At 52.0% G+C, this 12,465-nt stretch carries 20 protein-coding genes; 11 read left to right on the forward strand and 9 right to left on the reverse strand.

Annotated elements, in window-relative coordinates; all coding sequences use genetic code 11:
- The first annotated feature begins 48 nt into the window (after positions 1–48).
- The 6 genes from ACFQRK_RS19240 (at position 49) to ACFQRK_RS19265 (ending at position 2,319) form a co-directional block, all read left to right on the forward strand.
- Complete coding sequence (locus ACFQRK_RS19240; protein WP_379009622.1) at positions 49–816, forward strand: hypothetical protein; 768 nt, start codon at positions 49–51, stop codon at positions 814–816.
- Positions 816–1,235 (forward strand): DUF5675 family protein, encoded by a 420-nt coding sequence (locus ACFQRK_RS19245; RefSeq protein ID WP_379009684.1) that lies wholly within the window; start codon positions 816–818, stop codon positions 1,233–1,235. The genes ACFQRK_RS19240 and ACFQRK_RS19245 overlap by 1 nt, the downstream gene beginning before the upstream one ends.
- Positions 1,225–1,524: a hypothetical protein gene (locus tag ACFQRK_RS19250; RefSeq protein ID WP_379009625.1), complete on the forward strand. Its 300-nt coding sequence runs from the start codon at positions 1,225–1,227 to the stop codon at positions 1,522–1,524. The genes ACFQRK_RS19245 and ACFQRK_RS19250 overlap by 11 nt, the downstream gene beginning before the upstream one ends.
- Positions 1,511–1,684, forward strand: a complete 174-nt coding sequence (locus ACFQRK_RS19255) for a hypothetical protein (RefSeq protein ID WP_379009627.1) — start codon at positions 1,511–1,513, stop codon at positions 1,682–1,684. Before ACFQRK_RS19250 ends, ACFQRK_RS19255 begins: the two co-directional genes overlap by 14 nt.
- Before the next feature lie 96 nt (positions 1,685–1,780).
- Positions 1,781–2,011 (forward strand): type II toxin-antitoxin system ParD family antitoxin, encoded by a 231-nt coding sequence (locus ACFQRK_RS19260; RefSeq protein ID WP_379009630.1) that lies wholly within the window; start codon positions 1,781–1,783, stop codon positions 2,009–2,011.
- Positions 2,008–2,319: a type II toxin-antitoxin system RelE/ParE family toxin gene (locus ACFQRK_RS19265; RefSeq protein ID WP_379009632.1), complete on the forward strand. Its 312-nt coding sequence runs from the start codon at positions 2,008–2,010 to the stop codon at positions 2,317–2,319. Before ACFQRK_RS19260 ends, ACFQRK_RS19265 begins: the two co-directional genes overlap by 4 nt.
- A gap of 12 nt (positions 2,320–2,331) precedes the next feature.
- Here the strand turns inward: ACFQRK_RS19265 and ACFQRK_RS19270 are convergent, their stop codons facing one another.
- The gene (locus ACFQRK_RS19270; RefSeq protein ID WP_379009633.1) at positions 2,332–2,526 is read right to left on the reverse strand and encodes a hypothetical protein; all 195 of its coding nucleotides are present in this window, start codon (positions 2,524–2,526) and stop codon (positions 2,332–2,334) included.
- A gap of 283 nt (positions 2,527–2,809) precedes the next feature.
- Here ACFQRK_RS19270 and ACFQRK_RS19275 point away from each other — a divergent pair, with 283 nt between their 5' ends.
- The gene (locus ACFQRK_RS19275) at positions 2,810–3,040 is read left to right on the forward strand and encodes a hypothetical protein (protein ID WP_379009636.1); all 231 of its coding nucleotides are present in this window, start codon (positions 2,810–2,812) and stop codon (positions 3,038–3,040) included.
- A gap of 2 nt (positions 3,041–3,042) precedes the next feature.
- Here ACFQRK_RS19275 and ACFQRK_RS19280 read toward each other — a convergent pair whose 3' ends face one another.
- The 4 genes from ACFQRK_RS19280 to ACFQRK_RS19295 form a co-directional block, all read right to left on the reverse strand.
- Positions 3,043–3,786 (reverse strand): LytR/AlgR family response regulator transcription factor, encoded by a 744-nt coding sequence (locus tag ACFQRK_RS19280; RefSeq protein ID WP_379009638.1) that lies wholly within the window; start codon positions 3,784–3,786, stop codon positions 3,043–3,045.
- Positions 3,786–4,841, reverse strand: a complete 1,056-nt coding sequence (locus ACFQRK_RS19285) for a hypothetical protein (protein ID WP_379009641.1) — start codon at positions 4,839–4,841, stop codon at positions 3,786–3,788. Before ACFQRK_RS19285 ends, ACFQRK_RS19280 begins: the two co-directional genes overlap by 1 nt.
- Positions 4,842–4,944: 103 nt before the next feature.
- A complete protein-coding gene (locus ACFQRK_RS19290; RefSeq protein WP_379009643.1) occupies positions 4,945–5,823 on the reverse strand; it encodes a hypothetical protein in 879 nt (292 codons plus the stop codon).
- A 110-nt stretch (positions 5,824–5,933) separates the two neighbouring features.
- Positions 5,934–6,083 carry a hypothetical protein gene (locus ACFQRK_RS19295; RefSeq protein ID WP_379009645.1) on the reverse strand — a complete coding sequence of 50 codons (150 nt, stop codon included), beginning with the start codon at positions 6,081–6,083 and terminating at the stop codon, positions 5,934–5,936.
- A gap of 277 nt (positions 6,084–6,360) precedes the next feature.
- Here ACFQRK_RS19295 and ACFQRK_RS19300 point away from each other — a divergent pair, with 277 nt between their 5' ends.
- Complete coding sequence (locus tag ACFQRK_RS19300) at positions 6,361–7,347, forward strand: helix-turn-helix domain-containing protein (protein WP_379009647.1); 987 nt, start codon at positions 6,361–6,363, stop codon at positions 7,345–7,347.
- A 19-nt stretch (positions 7,348–7,366) separates the two neighbouring features.
- Here the strand turns inward: ACFQRK_RS19300 and ACFQRK_RS19305 are convergent, their stop codons facing one another.
- From ACFQRK_RS19305 to ACFQRK_RS19315, 3 genes are all read right to left on the reverse strand, one after another.
- Positions 7,367–7,759: a hypothetical protein gene (locus ACFQRK_RS19305; RefSeq protein ID WP_379009649.1), complete on the reverse strand. Its 393-nt coding sequence runs from the start codon at positions 7,757–7,759 to the stop codon at positions 7,367–7,369.
- Positions 7,760–7,823: 64 nt separating this feature from the next.
- Entirely contained in the window at positions 7,824–8,636 is an 813-nt protein-coding gene (locus ACFQRK_RS19310; protein WP_379009650.1) for a helix-turn-helix domain-containing protein, read from the reverse strand.
- A 42-nt stretch (positions 8,637–8,678) separates the two neighbouring features.
- On the reverse strand, positions 8,679–9,824 hold the full coding sequence (locus ACFQRK_RS19315; protein ID WP_379009651.1) for a hypothetical protein: 1,146 nt from the start codon (positions 9,822–9,824) through the stop codon (positions 8,679–8,681).
- A gap of 198 nt (positions 9,825–10,022) precedes the next feature.
- Here ACFQRK_RS19315 and ACFQRK_RS19320 point away from each other — a divergent pair, with 198 nt between their 5' ends.
- From ACFQRK_RS19320 to ACFQRK_RS19330, 3 genes are read left to right on the forward strand one after another with little or no spacing between them, the layout of a single operon-like run.
- Positions 10,023–10,244, forward strand: a complete 222-nt coding sequence (locus tag ACFQRK_RS19320) for a hypothetical protein (RefSeq protein ID WP_379009652.1) — start codon at positions 10,023–10,025, stop codon at positions 10,242–10,244.
- Positions 10,231–10,743 (forward strand): MauE/DoxX family redox-associated membrane protein, encoded by a 513-nt coding sequence (locus ACFQRK_RS19325; protein ID WP_379009654.1) that lies wholly within the window; start codon positions 10,231–10,233, stop codon positions 10,741–10,743. Before ACFQRK_RS19320 ends, ACFQRK_RS19325 begins: the two co-directional genes overlap by 14 nt.
- Positions 10,744–10,782: 39 nt before the next feature.
- A complete protein-coding gene (locus ACFQRK_RS19330) occupies positions 10,783–11,055 on the forward strand; it encodes a hypothetical protein (protein WP_379009655.1) in 273 nt (90 codons plus the stop codon).
- Positions 11,056–11,116: 61 nt separating this feature from the next.
- Here ACFQRK_RS19330 and ACFQRK_RS19335 read toward each other — a convergent pair whose 3' ends face one another.
- Positions 11,117–12,451: a TlpA family protein disulfide reductase gene (locus ACFQRK_RS19335; RefSeq protein ID WP_379009656.1), complete on the reverse strand. Its 1,335-nt coding sequence runs from the start codon at positions 12,449–12,451 to the stop codon at positions 11,117–11,119.
- Between the last annotated feature and the right edge of the window lie 14 nt (positions 12,452–12,465).

The following is a 12,465-nucleotide window of genomic DNA, read 5'->3' on the forward strand; positions in this document are numbered from 1 at the left end:
TTTTTGGGCTTCCGCCGATCTTTGTACTGTTGTTTAAATGATCTTATCATGGCACAACAGGAAAGTATCATTAAATTAAAAGGAAAGATCGGGGATCTGACCTTTTACAAAACCAAAGATGGGTACCAGGCACGGCAGGCGAAGGGTGTAGACCCCCAGCGCATTGCCACGGACCCCAACTATCAGCGTACGCGCGAGAACAACGCTGAGTTTGCCACCGGGGCGGCCGCGGCCAAGCGGTTGCGCGACACCCTGCGGCCGATGATCCTGCTCACGTACGACCCCAAGATGCCCGGTCGGCTTTTCAGCCGGGTGATGCGGGTGGTTAAGGCGGATGCCGTGAGTGACCGCGGCGAGCGGCGTGTATTGCCCGGCAATCTCGGGTTGCTCGGCCAGTTTGGGTTCAACGCGGCTGCATCGTTGACCAATACGCTCTTCCTCGAGCCGCAATGCACGGTTGACCGCGTTGCGGGTACGGTGGCGCTAGACATCCCGTCACTGGTGCCCAAGCTGACCATCGCTGCACCCCAAGGTGCCACGCATTTCCAGTTCAATTTCGGTGCAGCCGTTGTTGATTTCGACACCGAAGGCGAGGGTAATGGATCGGTCATGGCCATCGCCGAGAGCGAAACCAGCTTACTGATGGCCGAATCGTTTGCGGGGGTCACGCTGACGGTGGAGTTGCCTCCAGCGAGTGAGCTTCCTTTGTTTGCGCTGTTCGGCATTTCCTTTTACCAGGAGGTAAACGGTAAGCCCTATCCGCTCAACAACGGGGCGTACAATCCCATCGACATCTTCCGGGTCGACGTGGCATGATGACGCTCTATCTGAAGCGCCGCTATCACGCCGGGGGGACCAACGGCGAGATCACGTATGAAGGCCGCGTGGTATGCGCCTGTATCGAGCTGCCCTGGCGGGGCAACCGTCGGTTCATCAGCTGCATTCCGGAGGGGCGCTACCGTCTGGTAAAGCGCATGCATTCCCGTTGGGGCGAGCAGCTGGCCGTAGCCAACGTGCCGGGGCGCGAGGGTATTCTCATCCACCCGGCCAACGATGCCCTTACGCAGTTGCAGGGATGCATTGCTCCGGTTACCAAGTGTACCGCGCCCGGCGTTGGCAGCTACAGCCGGGTAGCCCTGGAGCGGCTGAAGGATCTCGTTTATCCGGTGCTTGATGCCGGAGAGGAGGCTTGGCTCGTGGTTGTGGAGGAATCGGTGGTCGTTGATGATGACTAAACACAGCAAACCGGCATCCGCCCCTCGGGGAGCGGCGGATGCCACGCCTGTCCAGGCGTCGAGTGGGCAGCCGGCAGTACCTTGGTGGGTATCCTTGCGGCAGGGACTGCAACTGGCCAGCCAGTTGGTTGCCGCGTCGCCGGTACGGTTACCGCCCAAAGTCGTGGCCGCAGCCAAGTACCTCAGCTTGGCGTTGGGTATTTGGGAAAGCTTAGACCCGCAGCCCGGTTCGCTGGTTGATGCGACGGCCGACGAGGACGACGGAGTGGAGGCCCATGGCACGCCATGACCTCAAGCTTGGCACGGCTGGAGGCACATTGCTGAGTGTGATGCCCCAAATCGGTGCCGATGAGCTGCTCAAAACGGCCATCCTTGCCGCTGTGGGTGCCATCATCAGCTTCGTGGTGAGTTTTGCGCTCCATCGGCTGCGTAGATCTCGCCGCCGATAGTCAGACCGCCCCCGGAAAACGGGGGCGGTTTTTTTGTTTAATTTTATTTTTGAATTGTCTATATTTGCTATTATTGGACATTAAATTTGAACTATCATGAATATTAGTTTCACTGAACGGCAAGAAAAGTATATTGCAAGCCAGCTGGCGTCAGGCGATTATCAAAACGCAAGTGAGGTGGTGAGGGATGCATTGCGATTGCATGAATACTATAGACGCAGAATGTTGGAAGAGCTGCGCATCGAAATTGCCGCAGGTTGGGAGAGCCCAGAAACAAATGATACCGTCCAGGACATCATCGCGTCTCGCCAACGGGCTAAAAGATGAAAGATACCAAAAAGTGTTATCGACTTTCAGTTGCGTCGACAAAAGATGTAAATGATATCTACGATTATACCTTGCTGAAGTTTGGTGAACAACAAACTGTAAAGTATCTCAACGGGCTTGAAGAACGCCTTGACTTTTTGGGTAATTATCCCGCATCTGGTCGATCACGTGAGGAAGTAAGAAAAGGATTGATGAGTTTCGCGTATAGAAGACATGTGATATTTTACCGTGTTATGAAATACGGGATTAAAGTAGTGCGTATTTTACATGCAAGCATGGATATCCCGAAGCAATTCGGTACCCCATAGCGAATAATTAAACTATCCTATCACCCTTTCCACCTCTTCCGCCTTCAATCCCATATAATCCGCAAATTCCCGTACTGACACCGGCTGGTGGGGCAGCTTGCCCAGCGCAAAGTGGATGTCTTTGAGCAAACGCTGGGATGCGCGGATGCTTTTGCCCGTAACCATGCTTACATCGTGGGGCAGGATGATGAGTCGTTGTTTCTTCATAAGTAAGTATTGGTGCTACGGGCTAGAATTTCGTACCTTAGCGACGAGTTAAGGTTTTAATAGATTTGTATTAAAAAGCACAATAATTGATTAGATAAAAATTGAATTAACATATTAACTATAGCGACAGCTATTTTTCTCGCAACCGAAATACTGCTAAAATTTACACTACGCGAAGAAGAATCTGCTGGACGCCCGGTCATGCGGGCGCCAGATTCTTTGCGTAGGCCGTTAGCAGCGGTTCGGTTGCGGGAGTTTGGTTGCCCGCAGCTGTTTTAAAGCCATGATCGTTCCACTTCCAACTGACATCCTGAAACTCCCCATTGCCGACATTCCCGAGCTAAGTAAAAAGTTCCGTGCCTGCTGTCAGGTATGCGGATTCCACACGCTTCGCGACGTTTGCGATCTAGGAGCCGATGAAGCTTCAAAAATCCGCTACCTCGGCCCCGGTCATTTCCGCGAGCTTGTGGATTTCCTGCAGCAGCGCCGGCTCCTGCATGCCCTAAAGGATTAACGTTATTCGTCCACGGCCGGTGCCGCCGAGGGATCATTCTGGAAACGGGCACGCAATTCCGCGCGATAGGACCTGCTCACCGGTACGACGGCATCCGTACCGAAGAATGTGACGAAGGTGGGGCTTAGCTTGCGCAATTGCCATAATGAAATGATGTAACTCTGGTGTACCCGGAGGAAGTACGTTTTAGGCAGCATGTCGGCCACTTCTTTCAGCGTTTGCCGGAACGAGACCTGATGTTCGTTTGCCAGATAAATGGTTACCTGGTTTCCTTTTACCTCGACGTAGCGGATCTCACTCAGCAATACGCGTTCCTTGATGGCCCCTGTACCGAACATGACGTGTTCGCCGAGGGAGTTATCGATTTTCGGCTTGCCGTTGATGCGGTCTATCGTCCGTTGCATCGCTTCCTTGAAATCGCCAAACGAGAACGGCTTGGTGAGGTAATGTACCGCGTCAAATGCATAGCTCTTCGTGGCGGTTTTTTTGGAATTATGGCCCGTCATAAATATTACCAGTGGTTTATTGGGCAGGGACTTGATCATTTCCATGCCATTCATATCGGGCAGCTGGATATCCGCAACCAGCAGGTGTACCGGATTTTGCAAGAGAAAATCCCGGGTTTCCCCGGCTGAGGTGAAACAACCCTTGCATTCGAAATTGGGAAATTCCTTGAAATAGTGAAATAGGAGTTCATGGGTTTTGGTGTCGTCTTCCATAATGACGAAGTAGATGATTGGATCCATTAGTGATAAATTATGGTTAAACAAACGGTATAAGTGTCTTCATCCTCTTGGATATCCAGCTTAACGTCATGCCGATCCAGCAGGGCCAGCTCCTGCCTTACGAGTGCGAGCCCCTTGCCGCTGCTTTTCAAGTTGCTACCCCTTTTACGCTTTGTGTTGGTGCAGGAGAACACCATCTTTCCTCTGCTGAAAAAAAAGTGCACCTCGATGGGATGCTCTGGGTCGACCAGTCCGTGGGTGTCGCTATTTTCGAGGATGGTCGTCAGCGTGAGCGGCCCGATGGTCTGCATGGTCGGTTCGCCTTCGGTCGTTATGCGGATAACCGGCTTGTTGTCGTGCCGCAACCGGATGGAGGCCACCACCTGGTTGAAATAAGCCATTGCCGGGTAAATGGTGGCAATGGGTATGCTCTGGTGTACGATGTCAGCGATATAGTCAAACGTCTTGCCGATATGCGTTACCTGCTCGACCGTATAGGTATCACCGGCCTTTGCAGCACGGGCAACCACGTCGTTCATTACGTACCTGGCGTAGTGAGATTGACCGGCGTTCAGCACCAGATCGGCCTTTAGTTCGGCCAGTTCTTTTTCCTTTTTGGCGGTCGCCTGTTCCAATTCATTTACCCGCCGGGTCATCATTTCCTTTCGGTAGAAGACATAGTAAAACCCGGCACCGATCCAAACGGTCTTCAGTGCCAGAAGTACCTTGGCTGCGAACTCCTTGATGTCAAATTCCGCCTGGCTATACTGGAGCTCAATGCCGATCCATGGGAAAATCAGATACACCAATACCGGTGCTGCCAGCGGGAGTACCAACGTGAACAGCAGGGCTGCTTTGCCCACATACCGCCGGCTGCCGCGGTCGAACGAAATCCGGATGAGGTAGCAGTACCCATAAAGCGCTGCAATCTGGGATCCACCCACGGCCAGGGAATGGCTGATGCTGGAATTTCCATGTAAAAAGAGGTTGACGATGTAGGTCAATGCAATAAACAAAGCGCCCATGGCCAATTGCCAGCCAACTGACAAGCGCAGAAATGTTCTGTTCCTTTCCATTAGGTAGGGTTTTTATTAATCGGTTAAAAAAATGAGCGTTTAAATTACAATAAATTCCACAAATGCGCCGAAACTCCCACAAATCTGTTGCAAAGGACGCGGCTCAGAAGCTTCCGTGCACGTTCAACCATCCTTCCCATTCGTACGGACGGCTGCTTGCCACTTCCCCTAGTTCCGTGTAAAGCAGCGAGATGGCACGCGCAGCGAATGCGGCCTCATCTTCTTCCGCCAAGGGAAGCAACGCGTCAAGATGCCTGTAACGCAACCGGTGGCTGCTGTCAACGGTGATTCCCGCAGATTCGCGTACGCAAATCGCCGGGTATATGGGCAGCCCCAGCCGATACGCCAATACGGCCATGCCCTTGCGCACACGCAGCTGCCCGGCGCAAAACGGCACGGTTATTAAATTGCCGGCGTTTTCTTTATGCATGCCGGCACCGGTGTTGCCATCCAGGTAGACCAACAGGCAGCGCCCGCGTTTGGCGGCACGCGCCATGCGTATCAGTGAATTGGGAAGCGAGGCATTGATGAATTCAAGATCAGGCTCGATGCCCAGCTGCCGGGCCGCCGGCGCAAAGCGGTTATCGAAGGCTTGCTGTTCCTGCTCGAGGACGCTCCTCGCTACCAGCAAACTGATGGGTACCCCCGCTTTGGCCAGCAACAGGTTCAAAAAACGGTACGATCCGGTATGGAAGGTACAGATCATCCCCGGGCGCTTACGCAAGTCGATGACCCAGCGTTCATTCCAGGCCTGCGCTTGAATGAGGCCCGCTTGCTCGATATCCAAATCGCTCAGCATCCGGTTGGCCTGCAATTGATTAAATAGGGTCAGGTAATCGTGTATTGGAATTTGCGGCAGCAGGTTAGATAGGTTTGCGCTAAAGTAGGCAAATTCGCGCGCCATTTGGGGCGTGGTGTTATGCAGCGTATGACGCAGATAGGCTTGTATCCGCCCGTGTCTTTTCGTTATCAGGTGTTTCATGGTTCTGTGGTTTGGTATATGGGGGTTAGTGGCTCGTGTTGTAATAATACGGGGGCGGCACCGGGCCGCCGCCCGTATCGGCTATCCAGCGTTTTACGCAGATCTGTATCCTAAAGCGGCGTAAACCCGCATTTGGGCACTTTAGGCTCGTCGTCCTTGTCTGCGCTCAGCAAACCTAACATGGTATGCAAAGAGATAGGCTTTTCCAGGATCATACCGCCGCAGGGCTGTACGTTCTGATCGAAATTCATTGCTTTCATTTCGTATTTATCCAACTATTAAACCATCACCCGCTTTGGTGTTTGCCGGGGCTTCGGGCACCTTCCCCGTACCTGCGGCCGCAGGGCTTTGTGTGATCACAGGGCAAGTATAAGGAGGTAGAAACAGTTACGGAAAGGGTAGGGATACATAGCCGGGAACCGGTATATAATCGGTATAAATCTGTGATAATCGGCAATTGTGGTCGATTATCACAAAATACGTGCAATGTATCACAAGGCCTTTGGTGCGCGGGCATGGGTTGGGTAGTTTCGAAGCATGCGGCTATCCATCCACATCGACCGGCCCGATGCCCGCGTGCACGATGAAGCCACCATTGGCGCGGCCGTGGCACGCAGCGCCTATCCGCTGCCGGGTGCTGAGGTGCGGTATTGGGTAGGGCAGGGATGGCAGGTATTGGAGCAGGGGTACGACCTGCCTGATGTGTACGTATGCAGCATCGAGGTGGAGGCTATGGGCGATACCGTCCTTCCCATCCGCTGCCCGCAGCACGACCTATATGGATTTTATGTGGTGGCGGGGAGTGTCAGCCTTAGCGGTGCTGATGAGCAGACCGTTGTGTTACGTACCGACGCCGGGCATTACCGGCTCAGCTATCTTCCTGCAGCCGCTTATACCTGTCACTTTGCCGCCGGTACGCACCATATTTTCTATTTCGTAGCCAAGGGTACCACGCTCCTGCGCGAACCCAGCGCCGAGCTATCGGAAGATATTGCCCCCGTGAAAGCATTGAAGGCACGGCTGACGGCTCCCGCGGTGAGTGGGGGCCTCTCCATGGCCGGTATGGCAGACGGTGCCATCCGGCGTTTTCTACGTTATCCCGGCACCACTTACTTGCGACGCTATCTCACCATTCAGGTATTGACTATGACGTTGTTGTTGCATGCCTGTGATGCACTCCGTGTACAGCGCGCTGCTGGAACAGTAGGGTTATTGCTTGCCGGCCGCATGCGTATGTACATTGACGAGCATATAGCTGATGGGGAAGCGGTTGACGCCGCATCCGTAGCCCGGCACTTCGAAGTATCCTACGCCTATGCCAAGTTGATTTTCCGTAGCCACATGGGCCGGCCCATCGGCGGCTACATCCGCGGGTGTAAGCTGGAGCAGGCCCGTCGTTTGCTCGAAGCAGGCGAAAGCCCTGCGCGGGTAGCGCGGTATGTGTGCTGGACGTATGGCCATCTTAATAAGGCGTTTAAGGCAAGGTATGGTGTGCCGCCGGGCAGCTATCGGGCTTCGTCATAAATTCACGAATACGCCAGCTTCACTGCGGCCGCTCGCGCACCTCTACAGAACCTCCATGATCCAAAACGGGGCACCGTTTCGCCAGTTCCGTGGCCTTCGCCATATTCTCTGCCTGTAGCACCACGATGCTCACCACTTTCTGTCCGCCCCAGGTAATCATCCCCGCCTCAACCTGCTTGTCCTTGCCGGAGATGACATGGCCCGGTTGGGGGAAGGGGAAACTTTCTACGTATACCCCCTCGGCTTTCCAGTATTCGAGCGTTTTGTCCCACTCGGGACCCACTTTCTTTGCCAGCGCGGTATCATAGGTTTCTGGTACACGCACCACCAGCACAAACTTTTTTAACTCGGGTTTTGCCTTTGCCTTGCTTGGCACCACAGCCGCAATAGCCATTAAAATTGCTGTTACCATCGTATTCTTGTTTTTCTACAAAGGTCGGCCGTGCGCGATCACCATCCTTGTAAAAAATCATTGATTACCAAAAGCGGGATTGGCTGAAGAATAGGCGTGGAGATTGCCCGGTAAACCGCTTGAAGGCCCGGTTGAAATGCGCTTGGTCGAAGTAACCGCCTTCCAGTGCCAGGCGCTGGATGGACCGGTCGGGCCGATACGCACCGATAAGCGTCTTTAAGCGCACGATATCCGCAAACGGCTTGGGCGATATGCCGACGGCTCGGCGGAATCGTTTTTCGAATGCATCCTGGCTCAGGCATACGCCGTTAGCCAGTTCGGCCATGGATAGCCTGCCCTCCGCATGGCAAATAGCCGTCACGGCATGTACCGCTGCGGGGTCCGGTTCATGCGGCCGTAGTTTAGCCAGCAGGAAACGCTCCAGAATGGCCAATCGCATACGATGATTACGTGCCTCGAAGAGCTGATCCTGCACCCGTGCTATTTCGGCGGGCGCAAAGAAGCTGTCCAAACCCAAGGTAAGGCTCTTCATCTCGTGGAGCGGCTCGCGGAAAAAGGCAGCGGCCGTGCCTTCCCTTAGCAACGCCACGATGGTGCCCGAGTGCGGCTGGTAGCTGATGAGGCGGGCCGATTGGCGCAGCCCCGCCAGCGACGCCTCGGGAATGACCGTTTGTTGGTTACCATGCCCGTTGGCCACCTGACCACCGACGCGGAAAGCCAGTGCCAACGACGTATCCGGCAGTACCCGGTTTTCGAGCGGCAACCCCTGGCTTTCAATGATGTGAAACGCCTTGATATATGGTTGCAGCGCCGGGCTTGGTATGTGGGTTTCCATGGTCATCGCCTGCCCAAAAATAACCGGTTTTGTGCATACCATTGATAACGCTAACGTCATTTTTGCGGACAACAAATAAAACCATCATTTCAATAGGTCGCCCAATCTGATATGCATTTTGAAAAGTGCTAAGGCCGCATCCTTCGTCTTCTGATCCGGTTGTCTCCCCGCTTGATAGTTTCGATCCACCCGGTCAAAATATAGATCCATTTTCTTCAAACCGTGTTCCGCTTCCAGCTCTTGCCATTGGGCGGGTTGCAGACACACCATCCACTGATAAGTATGATGAGGCTCGCTCAGCAATTTGCAATGCCGGAGTTGATAATCCGGCATCAGCAATATGCATAGTTCGCCCATCATCTCGTTAATTGTCGCTATGGCTTCCGGATGCCGAACGCGGACTTTGCGCGATTTGTACTTCATCTCCAGGTATGTACCGTCTTTAAAATCCGGAATATCACGGATCGTGATATGCCCGGTCTTTATCAATGAATTTACGCGTGCCAGCATCGCCTTGTATCCATAATGCGGCAATACCCGAAAGATATAGGGATCCAGAATTTGATGGATCGGCCGTGTGAACGCATCGGGCGCTATCCCGAGATATTTTTCTATCCCCACTTTCCACATGAGCGGCAATGCCTCGCGGATCTGGCTAAGGAAGGGCTCAGCGGAAAACTCCTTCCGAAAATGCTCCAGTTCCACGATGTCTTTTTGTAGTGACGATAGCATGTTGTCAAATTTTTCTGCCGCTACCTGCGGTTTTACAGCCTTGGCCAATAGGAGCAGCATTACCGAAAACAATAACATGACCGGGAAATACACGTATGCCCAATGTTTCGCGGCGATTTCAATAGGCAAATCCGGTCGCTCTCTAAAATACAGCACCGACGGGAAAATCAACATGTGGCAGCAAACTCCAGATATCAGCAAGGGGACAGCTGTTTGGAGCCCAAGCGTGCGATACCATGTCATACCGCTCGCTTGATAGATTTTTGCATAATAGTAGATCTTTTCATTCGCCCATACCAAGCCTGCATAGGCCACGGCCCCCACGCCATAGAACCAATTGTCCGGAACGGTCGGCTTTGGATAAACAGACCACACTAGCCATGCAAAAAGAAAGAATAAAGAAGAGGTGAACGCGATCCTGAAGGGGAAACGCGGAGATAGCACCGAGCCCGGCATAAACGACATCCAAAAATTCTTGAAATACGGTTTACTTTTCACAGGTTAGTCAGTGATTTGATGAAAAAAAGGTTATTGACAAGCGATTATACAGAAAAAAATTGAGTTGGCAAAATGTATCTCTTTCCATTCTTACGGCGGCGCCGCTAGTTAGCCACAGGGCGCTGTAGCCAAAATAACCAGTCGTGCCGTAGCCAAAATCACCTAACTGCGCTTTGGGCGTACCCTACCTTTGTTTGTATGAAGGAAACGAATGACGCAGATTTTATTCTTCTTGGGGGTATTGTCGTAGCAGCCATCTGGTCGATAACAAACCTTTACTTCGAGTACACAAAACACTCCTACGTCGAAACTATTTGGTCTGGCAAGGTGCCGGACACGGGTTGGTACTATGTTGATACACCGGTGGATTGCCCGCCGTGTGATAAAGAGATAAAATACGAGGCGGATGGAAAAGAATAGCCCAACCATTCAGCATATGGCTGCACACGAAGTCATTCAAATGCTTTTGATTCTCCCAATGTCAATACTGTTCAGCGCCGTCGCGGTTAACAAACTTTGGAACCATGCCACATTTAAGGAAGGCCTTCTGCATTCTCCCATACTGCCCGACTGGAGCGTACCTTTCTTGTCGGTCGGTGTTCCCATCGTATTGTTGATCGTTTCTGGCACATTGATTATCGGGATTTGGTATCGGGAATGGATGGCTACCGGATTGTGGGCGTATCTGCTCGTCATGATCGCATTTACGGTATATATTAGGCTAATGCTCAGCCTGCCGGTATCTCAGCTTCCCTGTACCTGTTTGGGTATTTACGATCGTTGGATGTTGTCTTGGCAACAGCATTTATGGCTGAATGTAACCATCTTGGTGTATACAGCGATTACGTTATTAACCTTTTACGCACAGCGGATAAAGTATTTGTTGCAACAGATGGAGCGGAAGCCAGCGGCTCCTTAAAGAAAGTTGGCAGATCGTAAATAATTAACTAAGTGAGTTATGAAAACAACTCTTGTCAAATCCTTGGCGGCAAGCCTGTTTGTGTTTGCCACCGGAGGTGTTCTGGCAGCCAGCGTGCTCCAGGATGAGCAGAAGTGGTTTACCGTGGACGACACGGGGTTAAACACACCTTTGGATGAGGCGCCGTGTTCAGGTACTCCTCAGATTGAATGTGCCCAATTGTATGAGCGGGAGAACTCATCTGAACCTTGGAGCCCGGCAGTGGATGAGAATGGAGATCCGATCATGGCGTACGGTGATCGTACGGATTAACCTGGGATTTTTCATGCATGCCTTATCAAGGCCCTGCACCAATCGCAGGGCCTTTTACATGCTATTGAGAAAGAACTAACATGGGTATATTTTTCCGCTGCGGTTCAAGGTCTAGACCATAAGCCTGTAGCTGGCTACGAACCGCATTTAAGTTGCCCAGATCCGATGCAATGTGTATGTCGATGCGGGTGGAGCGATTGATCGTGCTTTCGTTAAGCAAGATGGGTTGTTGTTCGTTGGACGCAAACATCATACCTATGCCCAGCAGTAAGCTACTGAAATTCGAGTTAACCAATTTCAGGGCATTGTCTTTTGCAGGGAGTTTAGCTTCAGGTTTACCTCCCGCCGTTTTTAATTTTTCAGTCGGGTTCAACGGGTTCAGATCTTTCAGTACCAAACAATCCATTTCCCGGTTTTCGATGCGGGCCTTCACCCCGAAATAAAGCGTAAGATCTCTTTTCATCACTTCGTTTAGTAGGTGCGACCGATCCGGGGGCATGCGGGATTCATAGCAGAAAACGTTTCGCTGTTTCCAGTTGTCGTCCAAATAATGCAAGTCATAAGATTGGTAGTCTATGGAATCGGGAAGCTCCACAATGACGCGATTATCCAATAGTCTAAACCCATTGGTCTTTAAGCTATCGGCGTAAGCAGACAAAAACAGGTCGACTCGGGAGAGATTTATTAGGTGTTTACCTATTATCTGGCCGGTCTCCGGATCACGCAATGGCAACCTGGACTGTCCGCCAAAGTTTACCCAACGCGATATCAGTGAATAGTAATCCAGCCTATCAAGATTTCGGCCGCCCCCTTCCGTGAGCAAAGACTCCGCAGGTCGGAAATCTCCATATTCTTCCTTTAGCGGCATTTTCAGGGGTTGGCCCGCCAGAAATTGGTCGATGTAGGTTTCTGTCAGGAAATGAGATGTACCGGTAAAGTGTTTCAAAACACCCTGTTGATCAATCCAAGCGTAAGTAGGGACGGTTTGGTATGCAAATAGGGGAGAAAGGGTGCTGTCTGCAATCACCATGGGCAGTGTGCAGTCACGGACGATGGTGTTTCTGTTACGTAGATTCCGGACCTGCTCTTCGCTGCTCCGTGTAACCAGCAAAATCTGGATGCGATCGCCGTAAGTTCGCTTTAGGGCTTCCATTTTCGGCATATTTCTGATACACGAAGCGCAATAGACGTCCCAGAAATCGATGATTAAAAGTTTACTTCTAAACTCGTTGAGTGTAGCTTCCTTATTCGGGTGGTTAATCAGGCGAGGCAAGTGGACATTTGGCACCACATCACCGATCCGAAGCCGCTGGCTCCCGTTTACGCCGGTGCTGGCCAACAAGCATACCACAAGTGCAAACCACACGGGCAGTTTTTTATATCGTGAATCCATCATTTTAAATCAGTTAT

The organism is Parapedobacter sp. GCM10030251 (assembly GCF_042666505.1).
In the GTDB taxonomy this organism is placed as follows: Bacteria; Bacteroidota; Bacteroidia; order Sphingobacteriales; family Sphingobacteriaceae; genus Parapedobacter.